We start from the raw sequence: 20,771 nt of genomic DNA on the forward strand, positions 1-20,771 counted from the left end.
AATTTATAATCTGCAAAACACAGTTGCTTTTCTTCGTATTTAGGATTAGTATTTTGCATGCTATATTTCAATAATTAGCGTTGGAGGCAAGCAAATATGAATAAGCAACTAGAACGTGTTTCTTTTGCGGGGGCACTTGTTACTTTAGGAATTGTGTACGGTGATATTGGCACTTCACCATTGTATGTTATGAATGCATTGATTGGTGACGCCGGTAAAATGGGAAATATTTCTCCCGATTACGTGATTGGATCGATCTCGTTGATTTTTTGGACATTAATGATTATTACAACGTTGAAGTATGTTGTAATTGCAATGCAAGCCGACAACAAGCATGAAGGCGGTATTTTTGCTTTATATGCCTTAGTTCGAAAAAATGCAAAATGGTTAATTTGGCCAGCTTTGATTGGTGGGGCGGCTATTTTGGCCGATGGAACATTAACTCCTGCAGTAACTGTGACTTCAGCCATTGAGGGATTAAAAAAACAACACCTTGGCCCTGTGGTGTTTAGTAATTCTCAACATAACGTCTTGATTATCACAACAGTTGTTTTACTCGTATTATTTATGATTCAACGTTTTGGAACAGGTGTGATTGGGAAATCCTTTGGACCAGTGATGATTTTATGGTTTGGCTTTTTGGCTGTCTTTGGAATCGTTAATCTAATCAATTATCCAATGATATTGAAGGCTATTTCTCCCTATTATGCAATTAAGGTACTCTTCAGTCCAGTTAACAAAGTGGGAATCTTTATACTTGGAAGTATCTTTTTGGCAACCACAGGAGCAGAGGCTTTATATTCCGATATGGGTCACGTTGGCAAGCAGAATATTTATGTAACATGGCCACTAGTATATAGTACCCTATTTTTAAATTACTTAGGTCAGGGTGCTTGGATAATTAGACATGCAGGTGATACTGCTTACAGGAACTTATCGAACTTAAATCCCTTTTATGAAATGCTCCCCGGAACTTGGCGCCTAGTTGGCATTTTGCTAGCCACACTCGCTGCAATTATTGCCTCTCAAGCGTTGATTACGGGTTCTTACACTTTAGTCGATGAAGCAATTGGCTTAAAATTTTTACCTAGAATGGTTATTAGACATCCAAGTAATATAAAAAATCAAATTTATATTGCAACTGTTAACTGGATACTATGTATAATAACAATTAGTGTAGTCTGGTTCTTTGGTAGTTCACAAAAAATGGAGGCCGCGTATGGTTTAGCAATCACTATTACCATGCTTATGACTACTGTGCTTTTGCATGAATTCTTAAAGAAACACCTGGCTAAGGGAGCAGCACTTATAATTGCCTTGTTTTTTGGTTTTATTGAGTTAATCTTTCTAATTTCAAGTTTGGTTAAGTTTATTCATGGCGGTTATGTTACGTTAACAATCATGTTGGGCATTCTTTATATTATGTGGCTTTGGTACTTTGGAAATAAACGAAGAGACCATTATGAGAAAGAAAGCGAGTATGTTTCACTTCTTGACTATCGTGATCAACTCTCTAAATTAAGCGAAGACAATACAGTACCTTTGTTCACGACTAACTTAGTGTATATGACTAAAATTAAGGGTGATTACCAAATTAAGCGTAGTACCATGTATTCTATTCTCGACAGACAACCTAAAAGAGCTAAAGTTTATTGGTTTGTTACAGTCAATGGAACCAATGCGCCTTATGAAAGTAATTATACAGTTGATTTACTTGAGACGCATAATGTTGTTAACGTTCAATTTTACTTAGGGTTTAGGAAATCTCAATCCGTTAGTGTCTATTTACATCAAGTTGTAAATGATCTAGTGGAAAAAGGTATTTTAGAACCACAAATACCCACGTATTCAACAGAGCGACAACGGAAAGTCGGCGACTTTAAGTTTGTTATTATAAAGGAACAACCAGCAGATTTAATTGTCAATGATAAGTTAAGCTCGTTAGATAGAAGATTGATTGGCGGGCGCATCTATTTGCAGAAAATTACGGCCTCACCTATTTCATGGTATGGTTTGGAGTTTAGCAATGTAATAGAAGAAAGTTCTCCGTTATTTATTAATCAAGATCAGGATCAATACTTAATCCAAAAGAAAATTTATCATCGAGGCAGATTAAGTAAGACTGAAAAATGAGTATGCAGTAGTTTAAGTGCAACAACTAAGTTAGAAAAATTATATTTAGTTTTAATTAATGGTCTGATCTCAGTACTTTACTGAGATCAGACCATTTTATGGAAGTTTGTCAAATGGTGTTGAAGGATAGTTTCTATCCTTTGGAGATCTCCTCGTGTGGGAGATCTTTTTTGTTGTTTTATTAGTTGCGGCGTTTAATCTGGTGTGTTGTCTGAATATCGTACTTGAAGGCATAACAAATAAGCCTACCATCGTGACGTTATTGTAGTAGATAATCTAGGCAATCAGCTGGTAGACGCGTGTGAACATATTGGCCTGATTGGAGGAGCCATAACAAGCACGTTTGAGCTCCTTGATCTTACGGTTGATGCCCTCTATCGGTCCATTAGAGTAGGACGATTTGGCGGCGTTAATTACTCCATTAAGATTCTTTCGTAGGGTATGCATGGCCGTATCTAGGGGCGTGCCGTTAGGCTGATAGTTAGTGATGATATTCTTGAGTTCATCAGCGTGACGCCCCATCAAAGCATCGTGGAGATCGATGTAGGTTTCATAAGCTGTTTTGAAGGCCGGAAACGTATTGGTTCCAATATCAATAGCGTTCTGTTCGGTCGAGTACTCATTCAGGCCGAAGAGGTAGCGGCTCTTTTGTGCGTCAGGGTTGGCCTTGTGGAATAGGCGCCATAGTGATTTCAGTACTTTATATTCCCGCAAATGCTTGTCGAGTTGCTTTAAACATTGAGTGCGAATGGTATCCATCGTCCGGCCCATTAATTGAATAATGTGGAACCGATCAATAATGAGTTCGGCGTTAGGGAATAGTTCGTGCACGAATGCCTGATAGGAGGCGTTCATGTCCATGATGACGCGTTGAATCGCGGCCCGTTCTGCGGTGCTGTACTGACTAAGAGAGAACTGTTTGATGGTTCTATTAAGGCGGTCGCTAAGTACTTTAACTGATTTGTGAGTGTCGGCGTCAATGCAAATAAACGACATGGAGCCGTGCGTGGAACGGAATTCATCAAAGCATAGATTAATCGGTAACCGGCGGCTCGCGTGTGGATGAATATTAGCCGTCAAAATACGCTGAACTGAGTTTGTCGAAATACCGGTGAGACTGGCGATAGTCTTAGCCGGGAGTGATTTACTGGCTAGCTTCAGCACATGAGTCGCTAGTCCGTTACCGATGGCGTGGTTGGTTGATGCCACTGGAGTGGTGGCCGTACAAGTGCTATGGCAGTTACTACAACGCCAGCGTTGCTTGTTTAGCTCTAGAATTACGGGCCGGTCCATGGGTCCTGCAATGTGGACATGAGTGAGCTTGTGTCCGTTAGGGTGCAACGTATTGTATCTACAGCTGGGACAGCGCCTGAGTGTATAGGTAAGCTCTGCCTGGATGACCAAATACTTTTTGCGACCCGAGCCCCGACCATGAAATTCATCACGAGTACCGAGCACCTGAATGTTTGTGTCTGTAATTCCCAGTAATTTAAGTGTATTATCTAGTTGAGACATCTATTCCTACCCCGCTTATCTTGAGTTTCGTCGCTTAAAGCATAGCACTAGGGAGGCTTAGATGCCTTTTTTTGTTATCAAAAAGGGCCTAGTACTTTTGGAATGGAAATACTTTCCAACACCAAAAATTCTAGACCCAATGGTTCCACCACTAATCGTCAAGGTATCGTTCGCAATTTGCCAAGTGACACCTCCGTCAAGGGTGCCGCTGTTATTGTCCTCTGCTTGGTCTTGAGTGGCAATAGTTGTGATCGGTGATGTTTGGGTCGTGGAAGTGGGGCTGGTGGTAGCAAAAGCTGGCTGCATTGGCGGTGAAGGCTGGTGCGATACTGCCAAATCCTAATAGGGTTGAAGCAGAGATCATGAGTAGCTTTGATGTTAATTTCATTGATTAATCCATCCTTTTTCTATTGGTTTTTATCCGGTAAAATATTGTATTTGGTGACTAAGCGGTGAAACAGCTTCTCCCATGGTTTGTAAAATAGCGCGATGAGAAAGGCATTGGATGCTGCGTGGAACGTGTCAAATGGAAAGAAACTGGCCGCAAAAGCCAAGATAAAACTCTTGATGGTCAGCGGTGATACGTAGGCCAGGGCGTACCAGAGGTCCATGATCCAGCCAAACAAATAGCCCCAGACGCAGGCAAACACGATCATAAAAATCAGACTATGGGACAATCGGGCCTTCATGAAGAGGCCAGCGGTTAACCCCATTAAGCCCCAGGCGACCATCTGCCAAGGCGTCCATGGTCCTTGACCCATAAACATGTTGGAAACCAGTGCCGTGGTAGATCCTGTGATAAAGCCCAGTTCCGGGCCGAGACTGACACCGCTTAGAATTACGACGAAGCTGGCTCCCTGCACACCAGGAATGGCTCCCAGTGGGACCCGGGTGGCAACCGCCAACGCAATCAAAACGGCGACAAACATCAACGTTTGGGTGCTGATTGGATCGTGTTCGAAGCGCCAGTACGCGGGTAAAAGGCTACAGATTAGGCACATAAAGCTAAATAATAGGTAGTGCTTTCCCTTCAATAAGACAATGAATAGAAGAAAAATAAACATTAACAGTAACGCAATTAATAACCGATACCGGTTGAGTAACGAAGATTGTTTCAAGTAACACTCACCCCCTTTCTGGATGGTTCGCCAGCTTCAGATCGACTGGCAGTAGGGCGTCCTTAACCTGATCACGGGCAATCCGGTTAATTGGCGTGGTGAAGAAAAAGTTATCGGCAAAAAATGATTGCGTGGCAAGCAGCGTGTTGAGATAGCCATCAAACATAAACGTGCATTTGTCGGCAAATTTAGCACAGAATTCCATGTCGTGGCTGGCAATCACAATGGTCATACCGGCTTGTTGGTACTGTTTCAGCAGGTTGCCCACCTGAATTTTGGTGTAGGGATCCAGTCCCTTGGTTGGCTCGTCCAGAACCAACAGATCAGGGGTCGCCATCAGTGCGATTGCTAATCCAACCAGCTGTTGTTGGCCGCCACTAATGTCAAATGGATTTTGTTTCTCAATACGGTTCAAATGAAATTGATTAATCATATGGTCAACTTGGGCCTTAGCGTCTGGCAACCGTAATTCAGTCGCCTGAACTTCCAGCTCCTCACGAACGGTATCGGCTGTAAATTGGAGACGGGGAGTTTGCGACAGAAATGCCAGTTTGGCCATTCGCTGGTTAATGGCCATTTTCCAAACTAACTGGTGGACGAAACGAATTTTGCCGTGCTGCGGCGTCATTAGTCCACAAATCAGCGTTAACAGGGTTGATTTGCCGGAGCCGTTTTTGCCGATAATTGCCAACCACGTACCGGGATTAATCGCCAGGTTCAGGTGATGGAGGACGTTATGTTGGCCGTCGAAGCTAAAGGAAATGTTATTGACGGTTAGAATTGGTTTTTCGGCTGGGGGTAATTGCGCAACCTTGCCACCGGTCGTCCCTGATTGAAATTGAAGATGGTGAGTCCGAATCGCCGACTGGGCATCGGCTACTGAAATCGGCAATTGGGAGGTTCGAATCTGTTGATCTAAGAAGAGCTTGGGAATTGACGGTACGAAATAGGTCAAGTGGGCATCAGTGGCCATTTTTGCCAAGCCGCTGTGGGGATCACCGTCAAAGGTCAGGTGGTGATCCTGCAGGAGAATCATCCGGTTGGCCATGGCTGCTACCGTGCTCAGCCGGTGTTCAGTCAACATAATTGTAATCCCTAATTCTTGATTAATCCGCCCTAAAACGGTGAGAAAATGCTGAGCGGTCAGCGGATCCAACTGGGACGTGGGTTCGTCCAGTAAAATTAATTTTGGGCGCAAGATGAGAACCGAAGCCAGGTTTACCAACTGAAGCTGGCCGCCGGATAATTGATGTATTTGGCGATCGAGGTTTTGATCCAAACCTAAGAAATTTGCCAGTTCGGTAATCCGGCGTTCGATTTCATTGCTGGGACAGCCAATATTTTCTAATGGGAAGGCCAGTTCTTCGATCACCGTTGCCATCACCGGCTGGGTTTGTGGATCTTGGGCCACATAGCCGACGGTTTGGGCACTCACCAACTTCGGCATGTCAGCAACCGGTGTTTCGTCAATTTGAACGTCACCAGTTCGGGCTCCTTTGGGCATGAGCTCCTTTTTCAAATGGTTAAGCAGGGTCGTCTTGCCACTGCCGGTATTACCGGCAATCACAATAAAATCGCCGGGGTCAATGGTGAAGTTGACGTCGTCCAGAACGGGGGTTGATTGATCGGGATAGGTGAACGTGAGATGGGTCACGGTAGCTAATTTTTGCATGAACGATAGACCCCCTCTGAGATTAATGGTAGTAAGAATAGGAGTGCCGTGACGACGATGGGCCAAGTATCGCCCGGCGTAAAAATGGTGGTGAAATTGGTGACTGAACGACTGGTGCCCATTGAAAGAATCCGGACGCCGATAGTTGCAACTAGCATGACGGTGGCAATCGTGATGAACAGCAGGTCACTAAACTGCCAGTGATACGAGCGGTAGTGGGTCCGCTTGGCAGCGCCAAATCCGCGGGCGTCCATTAAATTGGCGGTTTCCATCGCAGAAGACAGGGCGTCCTGCAGAAGAATTTCGAAGATGTGGAGCGTCTTTTGGGTGCGGGTCTTCAATGATCCATTAACCACGTCGACGTTGCGGGTTTTTTGCAGGCGCAAAATCCGTTTGAGCCTATCGGTGAAGCTGGTGACCAGCGTAAACGAAATGGTGACCAGTACTGCCAGCCGGGGCGCAATCGGCGAGAATACGTAGATCAGCTTGCTGGGGGTCAGAACCGCGTTTAGGACTGAAAAAACAAACAGCATTGCGATCAGGACAATTGCCATCGCAATGCCGTACAGAAATGCCGGATACGAAAATTTGAACGTCAGAATGCCCCATTTGAAATGCCAAAGAATCGGCGGAAACTTTTGATTGAGGAGCGTATTGAAAAATAGAATCATTAATAGAAATGAAACGGCGTATTTCAGTTGGCGCGCCGTCTTTCGGCCACCAAGGTAGTAGGTGGCTGTGATCGTGAGCGCGATGAACTCAGCCACCGCGACCGCCACGTGATTAAACAGCAGGAGGCAGACGATCAGCTCAGTAAAGTACAGTGTGAGCGCTACTGGATGAAGCTGCGAAAAAAACGTCATCTTTATTGGTGTGTGTGTCATGGAAAATCCCGACTTTCTAAGGTTTAGTAAGCCCTTCCGACAGTATATCATCGTTGCCAAGGGTGGTAAACGGCATATCTTGTGTGGTGGCTAGTATTATTTTGAGGCGTTTTTAAATGGTGAAATTTGCGAACTGATTTATCACCTTTTGGATATTATGTACAGCCTTTTTACACCATTTTTACACTAAATTTACCGTGACCTGCTAAGCTGTCATTTATACGGGTTCATCCGAACAAGCGAGGTGGTTAACACGTAAATAACTTTCTGAAAATCATTGAAAGCAAAAGCTGCAACATCCTTCAAGCAACATCTCGAGGCGGAAAAAGTCATCCGTGTCGGGGCTTTGCTTTGGTAAATTTTATAAGAATATTACTATCTCCCTGGTCGACAGTAGCGCTCTACTACTTAGTAGAGAGAAGCTTGATAAGCTACTAATAATTCCTGGTAATTCAGTTGGTTTTTGTGGATATTTGCCTGGAGAAGCGGCAGCTTATCATCAGCTTTGAATTGGTTGAAACGTCGATAGGTCGGGCTTTCTAGCCGTGGCGTTTTGGAATGAAGATAAATATTTGCCAGTTGGGTCATTAGAATCAAAATAAATTGTTGTTGAAGCTTTATTATCTTAACTAAATACGCTAATAATTGTGTAAGAACTTGTCTAGATCCCTTTCTGGTTCAGTTTTTGTGTTTGTGTGGTGCTTACACTATGCTGGAACTTTAGGGGGAAGGATATTTTGAAATAAAGCTAAATATCCCCACCCATCTCTGATACAATTGAAAAGGAACTAAGATTGATTATTATGAGGAGGATTTTGCAATTATGACACAATCAGATCGACTGAAGCTCCTCACCCTAGCCGCCATGCTCTTGGCGCTCTGCGTGATTGGCGCAAACGTCAAAATCATGGGCTCAGTGGCCTTTGATTCAGCCCCGGCATTCTTAGGAGCAGTGTTGCTAGGCCCGTGGTTTGGCGCAACGTTGGGATTATTCGGGCACCTGGTGTCCGCCGCGTTGGCGGGGTTTCCTCTGACGTTGCCGATTCATTTAATTATTGGCGTTGCCATGGGGATTTGCATGCTGATATTTGGTCTGGTTCGTAAATGGTTGGGCAAGGATACGCTGAAGGGCGTGCTGACTTCTGACGTGCTGGGCTACGCGATCAATGTGCCAATCGAGTTGGTGCTTCTTTATCCGCTTATGAAGCAGGCGGTTTGGGCGTTCTTTGTTCCACTGACCATCGCAACGATTCTAAACTTAATTGTTTGTGAAGTGATTTATGCGGCACTGCCCCATCGAGTGAAGGATGCGCCGTTTCTGACGCCGCAGAAATAGGGGGAGCCGATTAAATGAACCAAATGAACCCACGATTTCGTGATTTATCGGTGGTGCCAACGAGTCCCACAACAGCGCTGGTGATTGCCTGTGACAGCAGTGCGGGGATTGGTGAGAAGCCCTTGGACGCCGTTCAAATTGATTCGGCAATTACCGCGGCGTATTCACTGCGGGTACCGCTATTGGAGCTGCTGTGCTTTGGGGCTCGGCCAATTGCCGTCGTTGACACGGTTGGCAACGAAATGGTCCCAACTGGCCGTCGGGTGATTCAGGGACTTAAGCGTGAATTAACCAAGGCTGGATTTTACGATATTCCATTGAATGGTAGTACCGAAGATAATATGCCGACCCGGACAACGGCGATTGGGGTGACCGTGATTGGCCAAATTAATCGGAAAGATATTCCCACGACATCGATCGATGACTCTCTGATCGTTTATCAGCTTGGAACACCCTACGTTGGGGAGGCGGTCAAAGCCCATTTGGCAACGATTTTTTCTTACGATCAGGTTCGAACCATTCGCGCCACCCCAGCAGTGGTGGATATGCTGCCGGTGGGCTCAAAGGGAATTGCCAACGAACTGGCCCAGATGGCCGCCACCCATACCGCAAAAATTTCCGCCGTGGTTGACCTGGCGGATGCTGAATTTACACAATCTGCCGGACCGGCGACCGTGTTACTAGTTGCCGTGGTGGCCGATAAACGTCAATTATTTGAAAGGCAATTTCCCGAGCTGACCGAAATTGCTCAGCTTCACCAAAACTCAGATTAAGGACGGCATTGATTCTATGTTTGGTTCATTGATATTGTTAACCCAATTTTTCACCAGGATTCCCATTCCGTATGAAATACCGGATGCAGCGGCAAAGTTCAAGAAGAGCATCCGGTATTTTACCCTGTTTGGATTTTTGATTGGCTGCCTCGAGGCCCTCTTTTTCTGGCTGATGACCTTGGTATTTCCCAGCTGGTTTGCTTGGATCTTATTCTGGGTGGCCGATGGGGTTCTAACCGGCGGCTTTCACTTGGATTCCTTGGCCGACACTGCCGACGGTCTTTATTCATCGCGGACGGTGGACCGGATCAAAGAAATTATGAAGGACAGCCGGATTGGCACCATGGGAAGTCTGGCCCTGATCTATTTCTATGCAATTGTCATGGGTGCCGGGGTTGTCTGCAGTCAGTATTTGGCGGCCTGGCAATTCGTTTCATTGGTGGCCTGTACGACCATGGTGGCCAAGACCGGCATGGCGCTGTTATTTTACAAAATGGTTTATGCTGGCAAAACGAAGGGGCTTGGTAATCTCTGGACTGGTGTTGCCACCTGGCAAATCATGATCGCTCAGCTTTTTTCGATTTTGGTATTTGGTGGTCTGTTAGGGACTTTCGGCCTCTGCGGTTATCTCGCAGTGGTCCTGGGAGCTCTTTGGTACCGGCACTACATCACGCATAAACTGGGCGGTTTTACCGGTGACACAATTGGTGCGTATGGTGAGCTGGCTCAAGTCGCGTTTTTATTGGTAGTAACATCGTTAGTGAGGGCTTTTGGATGAAATTATTAATGACTCGCCACGGTGAGACGCGATATAACAAAGAAAAGAAATATTATGGACGTACGGATATTGAATTGGATGGCTTGGGACTCAGGCAGGCGAGAGAGCTTGCCGATAAGCTGAAGGCCACAACGATCGATTACGCAATCCGCAGTGATTTAAAACGGACTCAGCAAACCATGGACGCAATCATGCAATATCATCCGCAAACCAAACAGATTATCGAAAAGGACATTGACGAAATGCCTTTTGGAATCTGGGAAGGTTTGAACGCTGACCAGGTAGAAGCTCGGGATCCAACAACCTGGGCGGCTTGGCTGCAGGCGCCGTTTGATGTCACCCCCGCTGGCGCCGAACCATACCGAGTATTTGAAAAACGGGTGACGACCGCCCTCGACCATTATCGGGAAACGCTGCCGTCAAACAGTACATTGTTAGTGGTTGCGCATCAGGGGGTGTTGCGAACGCTGTACCGTTATTGGACCGGCGGCGACTTTTGGTCGGTGGATTTTAAAGCGGGCTGTTATTCGGTTTTTGAGACGGGAGACGGTGGTGTGTCGTTGGTGAGTCTTAATGACTAGCAAAGCCTGAAAATGCCAGGTTAGTTGATTAATTTTAAAATGATAACCAAAAAGCAGATTTCAGTGAGTAACCAGGAATGGCATGAAAAGTTGAAATCTGCTTTTGAGTATAATTAATCATTTGCGGCCATTACATAACTAAATCTAATCCCAGGATCACAATAAGGCCAACGAATGAAGTTGGATTGAAGTCAATATTTGAGACAGGTTTTAAGAGACATTCAGAACCGCGTTTACCTTTTCGGTAGATTGTAAAATTAATCCGAACGCTGTTCGGACAAAAAAGATCAGCTTCCTTTAAAATGGTGTTTACCACAAACCCATCTTTTAGGAGCTGATCTTTTGTCTAGTATAACCTATTCCGAACGAATTAAAATCGAAACCTTTTGTGAACTAGGGCTGTCCAATATCCAAATGGGCGTTCGGCTGAACCAATCACCGTCAACAATTTCTTATGAATTATCTCGATGTCAACCTTATCAGGCTGAATTAGCACAAACAGATGCCGAATACAAGCGATCACGATGTGGTCGGAAAACTAAGCTGAGCGATGAGTTAAAGCAAAAAATTCTCAACCATTTACGTCTAAGCTGGTCACCAGGAATGATTGCTCACGAATTTAAACTAGCTACTAAATCTATTTATAATTGGCTAAATCAGGGGAGAATTGGTTTCTCCTTGAATGATCTACCTGAACATGGCGTACGCCAACGGCGTAACGTTGACCAACGATCCAAATATAATCAATCTTTGGGGCGATCAATTGAACAGCGTCCCATGATGATTAATCAACGTAATCGCATCGGCGATTTTGAACTAGATACAGTCGTTGGTCCTCGTGGGCATAGTAAGGCAGTTTTATTAACTTTAATCGATCGCAAATCACGGTTCCTTTGGGCATACCGGTTAAAAGATCGGACGACAGCGACTGTTAATGAAGCACTAACTAAGTTCCTAACCACTTTTAATGGTCCGGTGCACAGCTTTACTGTGGACCGTGGCACTGAGTTTAGTGGGCTAGTATCACTTGAATCACAATATGGTATTAAGACCTATTACTGCCATGCTTATACTCCAGCTGAACGTGGTAGTAATGAACGCTTTAATCGGAATTTACGTTATTTTTATCCTAAAGGGACTCGTTTTGAGCACATTAGTGCTCAAGATTTAACGACGACGTTACTCCAAATTAACCAGCGACCGCTTAAAATACTCGACTGGCAAACACCGTATCAGGTTATGCTGACAAATTTGTCCAAAAATTCGGATTAAATTTGCAATCTACCATTAATTAAATTATACGTAGTGTTTAGAATGTAACCAATCAGAAATACGGAGATTAAAGGACCAATAATAAGATGCTGATTAAGCAACCAAGCAATAATAAAGAGACACAGATCTCCTAAACTTCTAATCAACCCAATTGATTTCTTAGTGACCTTACTAATCCAAAAAACACATGCATCATAAGGCACTTTCCCTAGATTTGCACTAGTATATATACCGGCTCCAATCCCAAGTAATAAAATACCCATAATTAAGAAAAGAAAGTTGCCCGGATTACTGAGTCCTCGGTTTAATGTATATTCGGCAGTTGCTCCAACAATATACGGTTGGAGAATACTCCCAATACCTAATTGAGCGCGGTCATAAAGTAAAGGTGAAATCAGCATTAGTAAAGTGATGATCATATTGGATTGATTTAAAGTTAAATTAGTATGAAGTGAAATCCCTTGCCAGACCCAAGAAAGAGAATCGCTCCCATAACCTGTTGATATGGATAATGAAACTCCAAAGCCCATGACTAAAGATCCGAATAAAAGAAGAAAGAAACGAAATAATGAGGTTAGTTTAAATTTATTTTTCATTTAAATTTTCACCGTTACTTTTAATTACTTCTTGATACCAATAAAAAGATTTTTTCGGAATACGTCTGAATGTTCCCTTACCGAAATTATCTCGGTCAACATAAATAAAACCATAGCGCTTAGCCATTTCACCAGTTCCATTAGAAATAGAATCAATACATGCCCATGATGTATAGCCGATTAATTCGACACCATCCAGAGTGATTGCGTCAGACATGGCTTTGATATGTTCTTTATGGTATTCAATTCTATAATCATCATGAATCTCACCAGTTTCTGTCAAATTATCGACAGCCCCTAAACCATTCTCTACAACAAACATAGGTTTGTTGTAACGATCATAAATTTCATTGATTGTAATTCGAAATCCTAATGGATCAATTTGCCAACCCCATTCGCTAGTTTCTAAATAAGGATTGATTTCTGAAGCGAAAATATTGCTTTCGGTTTGATTCGCAGCATCAGGTTGGGCGCTGCTTACTCTTGAAGAATAGTAAGAAAAGCTAATAAAATCTACAGTGTGGTCTCTTAAAACTTCGATATCACCGTCTTTAATAGGAAGAGTGAGGTTTTGTTGTTCGATTTGTTTTAAATAATAATTAGGGTAGCTTCCTCTTACTTGGACATCTGAAAACATATAGCTTTCACGTGAATCTTGGATAGATTTCCATACATCTTCTGGACGCGGCGTCTGAGCATAATAACTTCCAGCAGCCAACATACATCCAATTTGAAAATCAGGGTTTATTTTTTTAGCAAGCTGAGTTGCTTTAGCGCTGGCGACTAATTGATGATGGATCACATCAGTTGTAATCTGCTCTCTATTATACTCTGGTTTAAAAGTTAAGCCTGTTGCTACAAAAGGGAAATGTGAGACCATATTGATTTCATTAAAAGTAAGCCAATATTTGACATAATCTTTATACTGATGAAACACTGTTTCAGTGAATTTTAAATAAAAATCAATAGTTTTACGATTCTTCCATCCACCATATTCGTCAACCAAATACATAGGGATATCAAAATGATTGATGGTTACTAAGGGTTCAATATTATATTTTCGACACTCTTTAAAGACATTCAGATAGTGATTCAGGCCTAACTGGTTAGGTTTGGATTCATTTCCCTTAGGATAAATTCTTGACCAAGAGAGTGATAAACGATAGACTTTGAATCCCATTTGGGCCATCAGTGCAATATCCTCTTTGTAATGGTGATAATGGTCAATGGCGACTCTTGATGGGAAAAAAGTATCCTCTGGTAGAGATTTAGGATCCAAATTTCCTGTACCTATTTGGAAACGTAATTCCCCGTAAGGCATATAATCTAAATTTGAAAGGCCTCGTCCATCAATGTTGTAAGCTCCTTCTGTTTGATTCGCAGCAGTTGCTCCGCCCCATAAAAAATTGTTTGGAAATGACATATATATTCCTCCTTGTTCTTATCACTAAGTATAAGGGGTATATTGCTAATCAAAAAGGAAGTTTCTTTAATGGAAACTTCCTTGACGAACAAGTTTAATAGGTTTGCTTTAAATTGAGGATTAATAAGTCAATAACATATTTAAAAAAGTAGGCATTGAATTTTTCATATTGTATGGGAACATGTAACTGTTTCCCTTTGAATCTTATATTACTTTGACAACTTATGAGCCATTTTGTTCCATTTGTTTCCTCAATTCTCTTCACTACGCGTTTGTTGTACTTGAAAGTATTGCCGTCTATACTGAGTACTAATAATAAATCATTGTCGTTAATATCGTAGGAATGATTAAAATCAACATCGCAAATAATAACATTCTTGTTGATCACTTGTAGTTCTGTTTGGATCTGATGGCAGAGGTAACGAGCATCACCTTGAGCAAACACATATATAGTATTTGCTGAGGTAAGCTGTTTAATTAATAACTCCAGGCGATTATAATCTAAAGAATTTGTTAGAGAGTTAAGAAAATAAATCATAGTATTTGTAAAATTTAAAATATTATCTTTCATATTATCATATACTTTAAAATCGTGACGGCGTCTCTCTAAGGATTCAAGGTATTCTAAGCAGGCGTCTTTAAAGTCAATGTACGTTTTATAGTCTAAATATCTGACATATTTAGAAATTTGACTTTTTGATACAAACGTTCTAATAGCAACCTCATCCATTGTAATATAAGGAATCTCATGAATATGTTCTTGAAAAAATAAACTCAATATATAGAAAGTTGAATTTTTTTTATAGGAATTTGTCACATCATTTAGTTTATCCATTATCAATCGTATCAGTCCTTTATAATGTGAAGTTAAAACAGAGAGAATAAATAGCTCAATGAGTGACTAAGGGCTTATTCAGGTAGCGTCAAGAATCTTGTGTAAATGAAATGCCTTCGTACATATAATATGTATCTAACTTAAATAAATGATGCTTCCAAGGTGTCCTGGAGTCCTTTGAACCCTCGGTGGATCCGCTTCAGAGACTTCTCGTTATAAACATTAAACTGAGAAACCAGGAAGCGATCCAGTGAATCTTCCGTTGGAAATTGTTCTTTGTGGTGGGTGGTGCGCTTGAGATGCTTATTAAAGTTCTCAATCAGGTTAGTGGAGTATAGTGATTGCCGGATAGCTGGTGGAAAGTCCATGAAAGTGAGTAAATTCGGCATTTTAAGCAGATCTTTGATTAATTTGGGATAGGTCTGATGCCAGTTGTTGGCGAACTCATTCAGTTTCAGTTCAGCTGCTTCACGGTTGGCGGCCCGATGAACTTGTTTAAAGTCACTGATCACGGCCTTGCGGTCTTTTACGCGAACTTTGTTCATCAGATTCCGCCCAACATGAACCAGGCAACGTTGTCGTTTGGCTTTAGGGAAATGCCGATTCAAGCCTTCATCCAAACCAACTAACCCATCGGCCACAAACAACAGCACATCTTTAACGCCCTGCTTGATCAAGGTTCCCAGCAGTTCAGTCCAGATTCCAGTCGATTCCGTTGGCGCCACTTGGTAGTTCAGCACTTCTTTCGTACCATCTGGACGAATGCCAATCGCAATATGAACGGCTTCTTTTTGAACGGTATCCCGCTTTAACGGCAAGTAAGTGGCATCTAAGAAGATGGCCGCATATTGTGAAGCCAGTCGACGTTGCTGGAAAGCTTGAACCTGTTCATTGACGGCTTTAGTCATGTTGGAAACCGTGGCTTTGGAGTAGTGAGCACCGTACATTTTCTCAATGAGTTCGGCAATTTCAGCAGTGGTAATTCCCTTGGTATACAACTGAATGACCGTTGTTTCTAAATTATCACTGTGCCGACCGTAGGCTGGCAAGGTATGATTTTCAAACCGGCCATTGCGATCTCGAGGAATGGTTAAGTTAAGTTGGCCGTACTTCGTATCAAACGAGCGCTCATAACTGCCGTTGCGGTTATTACCAGTGTTCATCCCAGCGTATGAGTAGCGTTCGTAACCCAAAAACTCTGCCAATTCGGTTTGAAGCAGCTGGTTAATCGCAATTTCGAGGTGGTGACGAAAAACTTCGTCCAAATCTTGCTTTTGGGCTAGTGCAGCGATAATTTCTGTGGTAAGTTCATTCATGGGGAATGCCTCCTGTGATGTTTTCTGTGGTTACTAAATATCATAAGGGAAGGCATTCCCTATTTCTATACAATTCAGAAATCTTTTATGCATTTACACAAGATATTTTACGCTCTTAATTCTCATTACCTGATTTAACACAACAGGAACGACGTAGCCAATGACACACAAGATAATAACGGTCTTTTGAATAACGGTTAAGTCCTTAAAATCATGCCAGAATCCCACAATTAGACAAATAACACCAATTAAAATTAAGAATGGAATTAAAACTGCAATATTAACCCAATTAATCGTATGATCACCTCATCAACTAGCTATACCAATTTCTACTTCACATAATGTACATAAAGCGAAGTTAGGCCTCTAACTACTGGTACATCAGCATTTCATTTTTGAAAGTTTGTGAAGAATAATTGGTATAGGTCAGGAATGTTGATTTAATGGGATTCAGTCTTTCCCTTTCTTTGTGAAAAACGACTATCTTTCTCTCATTTGATATTCCTGACAATTCCCACACATTTCTATATCATATCCGTAGGTTCCTTGTTTTATTAAATCTCCACAAGCCGCACATTTGACATAACCTTTCTCTTCAATTAAATATTTATTTCTTCTTTCCAAAGCTTGTTCTCTTTCATCTTCCATAATAAATAGATCTCCAATCATATATTTTTTTGTTTATTTGTTGCTTTACCCACGTTAGCTTAGAGGTTTGATCGCTGTTGAACGCAGATTTGTACCCTTAAATTTAAGGATAGGATACAAATCAATTATAGCTCGTCAGTTCTCACGAGTCTCACTTTGTCACTCATTTGCGTGTTGTGTCCAACACATTACTTAATATTGAAACTGCGTTTCAGACCAATAAAAAAACGCCCTTATTGGCGTCATAATCTTTATTTATATTTGTTTGATTATAACTATTGAGTAATACCGTCTCCACCACCTTATGATCAGTGGTTTCAACCGTTTTACCGCCCTGTGCTATTATATAGTAGCTTCGAGTCTACCAGCTAGCACCATGCTGCCCCACGCCTGCGAGTGATACAGTTATTCACGTGAGGACCTATTTTTCTTTTTGCGGTGGCGAGTAGATGGCTCCCCTGTCTATTTGTTTTCACGCTTCCCTCAACGACTGTCACTGGCTTCAATTCACCAGAAGCTGGGTTCACATTATTCCTCGTGGTTTGGCTTCCACGTTTTTAGAATCAATCGCATTGACAATCGAGGAAAACGATTATACAATGAACCTACATATTAATGTTGCTATTCAGGTTGTCACCAATTGGCGTTGGTGGCGATTTTTCTTTTATAAGGGAGTTTCGAGAAATCGGAGCTCCTTTTTTTGTTGTCTTAAATATAACGCATCTTTGTTACATCAGTCAATAAAACTTTTTATTTTTATAAAAATGTCAAGATATAATTTTATAAATTTCCAATTTTATAAAATTATAAATTTATAAAATTATAGGTTTATAAATTTATAAATTTGGAAATTTATACTTTTATACTTTTATACTAAAAATAAAATTAACTATATAGACTTGATTAATCAGCACAAAAAGTTGTATTATATTTTTATAAAGTTATATTTTTATAAGTTTATAAAAATGGAAAATTATAACTTTATAAAAATATAATTTTGGAAATTTATAAAATTATAATTTTATACTTGGAGATTAATTATGACAAAAGTTATAACAACAGGTAATTTTAAGGGCGGTGTAGGTAAAACGACCAATGCCGTAATGTTTAGCTACACTCTATCAAAAATGGGAAAGCGTGTCCTCATCGTGGATTTGGATCCACAGGCTAATGCAACAGACTTACTTCTAAATACAATGAGCAGCGTGTACCAACAGAAGCCAGTATTTAAGGAAACACTCTTTGAATCTATAAAGAGCAAAAAATTATCAGGTGCTCTAATTAGTATAAAAGATAATTTAGATTTGCTTCCTTCCTATGAAGACTTACAGGGTTATGAAAAATTTCTTTATTCAAACTTTGAAGATGACTATTCTCAAGACCATTATTTCAATACTTTGTTAGAACCAATAAAAAAAGATTATGACTATATTATTATGGATGTTCCACCTCAGCTAAATAAATTTACAGATAGTGCACTAGTAAGTAGCAACTATGTGGTAGTAATTTTGCAAACTCAAGAAAGAGCCTTAAAGGGTGCTGAAAAATATATTGAACATCTTTTACAACTTCAAGATGATTATAATCTAGACCTAGATTTATTAGGCGTACTTCCAGTACTTCAACAAAATGGTTCAGACTTAGATTTAGATATAATTACTGATGCAATAAATAGTTTTGGTGAACAGAATATATTTAAAAGTAGAATTAAACAAATGGCGCGGTTAAAGAGATTTGATAGAACTGGAATAACTGATAATGTTAAAGATATTAATGATAGACGGGTTCACGACGTTTACAAAAAGGTAGTCAATGAGTTAATTGAACGCATGAATTTGATTGAAATGGAAGGAAAAGAATAATGACAGATAAAATTGGATTAGAGGCATTTCGAAAAAATAAAACTAAACGGCCTATTACTATTTCTCCAGAAAACTCTGTAGAAGAGAAAAGAAGTATGCCTAATAAAAAAATACTTACTCATCCTAATCGAAGATTAACGTCAAAAGATTTACCTAAATCGATTAGACTTCCTTTAGATACACACTCTGCTATTTCAACGATTGCAAGTATTCAAAATAAAAAAATGTATGAAGTAGTAAATGATGTTATGGAACAATACATACAAGAGCTACCATCACAAAGTAAAAAGCTAGTTAGAAATAACGTTGAAGCAATAAAAAATAATAACAAGCTTAGGGACGAAAGCAATGACTAAATATCATATAGATGGAGATATAGACTTCGTTGAAACTAGAAAAGCCCACAATAAAAAGGGTTTTGCTAATCAAAAAGTATCTATTAAAATTAATAAAGACATTAAAGCAGACCTTGACACAATTAAAATGATACAAAAAATAAAATTTGATTATGAGACTATACAACTACTTGTAGACAATTATAAAAAATATCTATCTTCAGAGGACAGGCGTAGATATTCAACTCTAAAGGACACTATTTTATAAGAAAAATTTTGTTTTTTATTTCTATATTCCATTAAAAACAGCAAAAAATACCCACCACCTAAATTAATAGATGATGGGTATTTGTGCATTTTGAAATTTATTCAATATCAAGTTGAAACAATTATTGTTAAAGAGATTTATTTTTTAACATGGCAAATTACAAGTTTAATCCGAACAAGCCCGGAATCTTTCAATGGCAGTCTGTTGATGATGTATTTTTAATGGTCATTGATTAAACTTGTAATTTGCCCATCATTAAGAAAATATCGTAAACAAGTATTAAATGCACTGAAGCTTAAATATTCCAACGGATTTTTAGAGGGAATCATTGGAAGAATAAAAAAGATAAAAAGTAGTGCCTATGGATATCGTAGTTGGAACAACTTTACTGAACGTATAAATATTCAAATGTTTTGGCTTCGAGCAAGCTCATCAGCCAAATAAAAAAACAGCTAGACCATTTATGGTCTAACTGTTAACTTGAACCGCCATCAACTTGATTTGACGAACAGCCATTATACATAATTGGCCTCAGGGCCATTATTTCTTCAGTTCTTGAAGTCGCTGTTTTAACTCCTCAATTTGTACTTGTATTTCGCGACCTATATCAGTTTCTGCCACGGTACGCCGCCTATCTTCAGTCTCTACGACTCGTTTAGTCGACACAATATCAGTTAAATCGCGTATTGCTGCTACTTTAGAAATAAATGGCTCGTGTGTGACCAACTGCATACCAAATGAATTATCGAGCAACGTATACCCACCAATGCCGGTCACCTTCTGATATGGTCGTGAAAAGCCACCATCAATGACCACCATCTTCTTATTTGCCATGATAGGCGAAGTTCCCTTTTTTACCGGTGTATGACCATTTACGACATGACTAGTATCCGGGTCAAGCCCGAATGCCCCCAATAACTTTCTTACAAACTTCTCATTATGTCGCAATTGATAGTATGGATTTGGGTTTTCATTGTGTGTAGCCTTATCAGCGATAAAGTAACGCTCAAATTTAGTCATATTTTGTTTGCCAAATAATGGGGAGTTGGGGCCAGCCCACATATACCACAACAAATCCATAGACAGATTGTCTTGTCTGTTGAAATGCATTAAATTCGCCATGAATATCACTCATAAAGGCCTCGGTTGGCTTGGGTAATTTCAAAATAGATTCCAGGTTAATCAATTCTGTTGTAATTGAAGCAACAGTCTTGTATTTATTTATTCTGTTTGACATAATATTTTTTCTTCCCTTTTGACAGATGACTTTTATTTTTATACTCATTGTTATGACTTTTCGTTTGTAAATTAAGTTATTAAAAATCGATGATCATCTTACCATAGAATGACTAACTAGAAAGAACTATCATATCGATCAAGCGTGCTGTCAAAGTTCCAAGGACAGTTAACGTTTTCTAAGTGATGA

General features: G+C 40.6%; 20 protein-coding genes and 2 pseudogenes. 11 read left to right on the plus strand and 11 right to left on the minus strand.

Translation table 11 applies throughout. The annotated features are described in order from the left end of the window. Positions 1-96 precede the first annotated feature (96 nt). Positions 97-2,133 carry a KUP/HAK/KT family potassium transporter gene (locus ACYT32_RS10880; RefSeq protein WP_395266264.1) on the plus strand — a complete coding sequence of 679 codons (2,037 nt, stop codon included), beginning with the start codon at positions 97-99 and terminating at the stop codon, positions 2,131-2,133. 276 nt (positions 2,134-2,409) lie between these two features. On the opposite strand, the gene ACYT32_RS10885 is transcribed toward ACYT32_RS10880, so the two are convergent. Continuing rightward, positions 2,410-3,648 carry an ISL3 family transposase gene (locus tag ACYT32_RS10885; RefSeq protein WP_395266266.1) on the minus strand — a complete coding sequence of 413 codons (1,239 nt, stop codon included), beginning with the start codon at positions 3,646-3,648 and terminating at the stop codon, positions 2,410-2,412. A gap of 102 nt (positions 3,649-3,750) precedes the next feature. Between ACYT32_RS10885 and ACYT32_RS10890 the strand changes: the two genes are divergently transcribed. Then, positions 3,751-3,906, plus strand: coding sequence for a hypothetical protein (locus ACYT32_RS10890; protein ID WP_395266268.1), 156 nt, complete (start codon positions 3,751-3,753; stop codon positions 3,904-3,906). Between the two features lie 149 nt (positions 3,907-4,055). On the opposite strand, the gene ACYT32_RS10895 is transcribed toward ACYT32_RS10890, so the two are convergent. The 3 genes from ACYT32_RS10895 to ACYT32_RS10905 are packed head-to-tail and all read right to left on the minus strand — an operon-like array spanning position 4,056 to position 7,322. After that, a complete protein-coding gene (locus tag ACYT32_RS10895) occupies positions 4,056-4,766 on the minus strand; it encodes an ECF transporter S component (protein WP_003636323.1) in 711 nt (236 codons plus the stop codon). Between the two features lie 7 nt (positions 4,767-4,773). Further along, the gene (locus tag ACYT32_RS10900) at positions 4,774-6,438 is read right to left on the minus strand and encodes an ABC transporter ATP-binding protein (RefSeq protein WP_395266271.1); all 1,665 of its coding nucleotides are present in this window, start codon (positions 6,436-6,438) and stop codon (positions 4,774-4,776) included. After that, positions 6,426-7,322 carry an energy-coupling factor transporter transmembrane component T gene (locus ACYT32_RS10905; protein ID WP_125591218.1) on the minus strand — a complete coding sequence of 299 codons (897 nt, stop codon included), beginning with the start codon at positions 7,320-7,322 and terminating at the stop codon, positions 6,426-6,428. Before ACYT32_RS10905 ends, ACYT32_RS10900 begins: the two co-directional genes overlap by 13 nt. An 823-nt stretch (positions 7,323-8,145) precedes the next feature. Here ACYT32_RS10905 and ACYT32_RS10910 point away from each other — a divergent pair. The 5 genes from ACYT32_RS10910 (at position 8,146) to ACYT32_RS10930 (ending at position 12,062) form a co-directional block, all read left to right on the plus strand. After that, a complete protein-coding gene (locus tag ACYT32_RS10910; protein ID WP_125591217.1) occupies positions 8,146-8,658 on the plus strand; it encodes an ECF transporter S component in 513 nt (170 codons plus the stop codon). A 14-nt stretch (positions 8,659-8,672) separates the two neighbouring features. Further along, positions 8,673-9,431 (plus strand): AIR synthase family protein, encoded by a 759-nt coding sequence (locus ACYT32_RS10915; RefSeq protein ID WP_080952785.1) that lies wholly within the window; start codon positions 8,673-8,675, stop codon positions 9,429-9,431. A gap of 16 nt (positions 9,432-9,447) precedes the next feature. Continuing rightward, the gene (locus ACYT32_RS10920; protein ID WP_395266274.1) at positions 9,448-10,209 is read left to right on the plus strand and encodes an adenosylcobinamide-GDP ribazoletransferase; all 762 of its coding nucleotides are present in this window, start codon (positions 9,448-9,450) and stop codon (positions 10,207-10,209) included. Beyond that, complete coding sequence (locus ACYT32_RS10925) at positions 10,206-10,790, plus strand: histidine phosphatase family protein (protein ID WP_395266276.1); 585 nt, start codon at positions 10,206-10,208, stop codon at positions 10,788-10,790. Before ACYT32_RS10920 ends, ACYT32_RS10925 begins: the two co-directional genes overlap by 4 nt. A gap of 342 nt (positions 10,791-11,132) precedes the next feature. Continuing rightward, entirely contained in the window at positions 11,133-12,062 is a 930-nt protein-coding gene (locus ACYT32_RS10930; RefSeq protein WP_395266278.1) for an IS30-like element ISLpl1 family transposase, read from the plus strand. On the opposite strand, the gene ACYT32_RS10935 is transcribed toward ACYT32_RS10930, so the two are convergent. The 5 genes from ACYT32_RS10935 to ACYT32_RS10955 form a co-directional block, all read right to left on the minus strand. Then, complete coding sequence (locus ACYT32_RS10935; RefSeq protein ID WP_395266280.1) at positions 12,059-12,658, minus strand: YczE/YyaS/YitT family protein; 600 nt, start codon at positions 12,656-12,658, stop codon at positions 12,059-12,061. The genes ACYT32_RS10930 and ACYT32_RS10935 overlap by 4 nt on opposite strands. Beyond that, positions 12,648-14,081 (minus strand): 6-phospho-beta-glucosidase, encoded by a 1,434-nt coding sequence (locus ACYT32_RS10940; protein WP_395266282.1) that lies wholly within the window; start codon positions 14,079-14,081, stop codon positions 12,648-12,650. Before ACYT32_RS10940 ends, ACYT32_RS10935 begins: the two co-directional genes overlap by 11 nt. 94 nt (positions 14,082-14,175) lie before the next feature. Then, positions 14,176-14,916, minus strand: coding sequence for a MurR/RpiR family transcriptional regulator (locus ACYT32_RS10945; protein WP_235708403.1), 741 nt, complete (start codon positions 14,914-14,916; stop codon positions 14,176-14,178). A gap of 140 nt (positions 14,917-15,056) precedes the next feature. After that, entirely contained in the window at positions 15,057-16,232 is a 1,176-nt protein-coding gene (locus ACYT32_RS10950) for an IS256 family transposase (protein ID WP_395266284.1), read from the minus strand. 480 nt (positions 16,233-16,712) lie between these two features. Continuing rightward, a complete protein-coding gene (locus ACYT32_RS10955) occupies positions 16,713-16,880 on the minus strand; it encodes a hypothetical protein (RefSeq protein WP_164509456.1) in 168 nt (55 codons plus the stop codon). Between the two features lie 1,040 nt (positions 16,881-17,920). On the opposite strand from ACYT32_RS10955, the gene ACYT32_RS10960 reads away from it, so the two are divergent. The 4 genes and pseudogenes from ACYT32_RS10960 to ACYT32_RS10975 all read left to right on the plus strand — a co-directional run. Then, positions 17,921-18,742: a ParA family protein gene (locus ACYT32_RS10960; RefSeq protein ID WP_041501694.1), complete on the plus strand. Its 822-nt coding sequence runs from the start codon at positions 17,921-17,923 to the stop codon at positions 18,740-18,742. Continuing rightward, positions 18,742-19,098: a hypothetical protein gene (locus ACYT32_RS10965; protein WP_041501693.1), complete on the plus strand. Its 357-nt coding sequence runs from the start codon at positions 18,742-18,744 to the stop codon at positions 19,096-19,098. The genes ACYT32_RS10960 and ACYT32_RS10965 overlap by 1 nt, the downstream gene beginning before the upstream one ends. Next, a complete protein-coding gene (locus ACYT32_RS10970; RefSeq protein ID WP_053085050.1) occupies positions 19,091-19,345 on the plus strand; it encodes a hypothetical protein in 255 nt (84 codons plus the stop codon). The genes ACYT32_RS10965 and ACYT32_RS10970 overlap by 8 nt, the downstream gene beginning before the upstream one ends. 252 nt (positions 19,346-19,597) lie before the next feature. Then, a pseudogene (locus ACYT32_RS10975) lies at positions 19,598-19,789 on the plus strand (transposase); the annotation flags it as partial. Positions 19,790-19,885: 96 nt separating this feature from the next. Here ACYT32_RS10975 and ACYT32_RS10980 read toward each other — a convergent pair. Both ACYT32_RS10980 and ACYT32_RS10985 read right to left on the minus strand, forming a co-directional pair. After that, positions 19,886-20,434 (minus strand): annotated as a pseudogene (locus tag ACYT32_RS10980) (fructose-bisphosphatase class III); the annotation flags it as partial. Then, a complete protein-coding gene (locus ACYT32_RS10985) occupies positions 20,358-20,630 on the minus strand; it encodes a fructose-bisphosphatase class III (RefSeq protein ID WP_395266288.1) in 273 nt (90 codons plus the stop codon). The gene ACYT32_RS10985 and the pseudogene ACYT32_RS10980, both read right to left, overlap by 77 nt. Positions 20,631-20,771: the final 141 nt, after the last annotated feature.

The sequence above is a fragment of the Companilactobacillus sp. FL22-3 genome (genome assembly GCF_054881455.1).

Bases quoted from the DNA above. Each gene is read 5' to 3' on its own strand.
- ACYT32_RS10880 (WP_395266264.1), top strand. From the start codon at position 97: ATGAATAAGCAACTAGAACGTGTTTCTTTTGCGGGGGCACTTGTTACT.
- ACYT32_RS10885 (WP_395266266.1), bottom strand. From the start codon at position 3,648: ATGTCTCAACTAGATAATACACTTAAATTACTGGGAATTACAGACACA.
- ACYT32_RS10890 (WP_395266268.1), top strand. From the start codon at position 3,751: ATGGAAATACTTTCCAACACCAAAAATTCTAGACCCAATGGTTCCACC.
- ACYT32_RS10900 (WP_395266271.1), bottom strand. From the start codon at position 6,438: ATGCAAAAATTAGCTACCGTGACCCATCTCACGTTCACCTATCCCGAT.
- ACYT32_RS10905 (WP_125591218.1), bottom strand. From the start codon at position 7,322: ATGACACACACACCAATAAAGATGACGTTTTTTTCGCAGCTTCATCCA.
- ACYT32_RS10910 (WP_125591217.1), top strand. From the start codon at position 8,146: ATGACACAATCAGATCGACTGAAGCTCCTCACCCTAGCCGCCATGCTC.
- ACYT32_RS10915 (WP_080952785.1), top strand. From the start codon at position 8,673: ATGAACCAAATGAACCCACGATTTCGTGATTTATCGGTGGTGCCAACG.
- ACYT32_RS10920 (WP_395266274.1), top strand. From the start codon at position 9,448: ATGTTTGGTTCATTGATATTGTTAACCCAATTTTTCACCAGGATTCCC.
- ACYT32_RS10925 (WP_395266276.1), top strand. From the start codon at position 10,206: ATGAAATTATTAATGACTCGCCACGGTGAGACGCGATATAACAAAGAA.
- ACYT32_RS10935 (WP_395266280.1), bottom strand. From the start codon at position 12,658: ATGAAAAATAAATTTAAACTAACCTCATTATTTCGTTTCTTTCTTCTT.
- ACYT32_RS10940 (WP_395266282.1), bottom strand. From the start codon at position 14,081: ATGTCATTTCCAAACAATTTTTTATGGGGCGGAGCAACTGCTGCGAAT.
- ACYT32_RS10945 (WP_235708403.1), bottom strand. From the start codon at position 14,916: ATGGATAAACTAAATGATGTGACAAATTCCTATAAAAAAAATTCAACT.
- ACYT32_RS10950 (WP_395266284.1), bottom strand. From the start codon at position 16,232: ATGAATGAACTTACCACAGAAATTATCGCTGCACTAGCCCAAAAGCAA.
- ACYT32_RS10955 (WP_164509456.1), bottom strand. From the start codon at position 16,880: ATGGAAGATGAAAGAGAACAAGCTTTGGAAAGAAGAAATAAATATTTA.
- ACYT32_RS10960 (WP_041501694.1), top strand. From the start codon at position 17,921: ATGACAAAAGTTATAACAACAGGTAATTTTAAGGGCGGTGTAGGTAAA.
- ACYT32_RS10965 (WP_041501693.1), top strand. From the start codon at position 18,742: ATGACAGATAAAATTGGATTAGAGGCATTTCGAAAAAATAAAACTAAA.
- ACYT32_RS10970 (WP_053085050.1), top strand. From the start codon at position 19,091: ATGACTAAATATCATATAGATGGAGATATAGACTTCGTTGAAACTAGA.
- ACYT32_RS10985 (WP_395266288.1), bottom strand. From the start codon at position 20,630: ATGAGTATAAAAATAAAAGTCATCTGTCAAAAGGGAAGAAAAAATATT.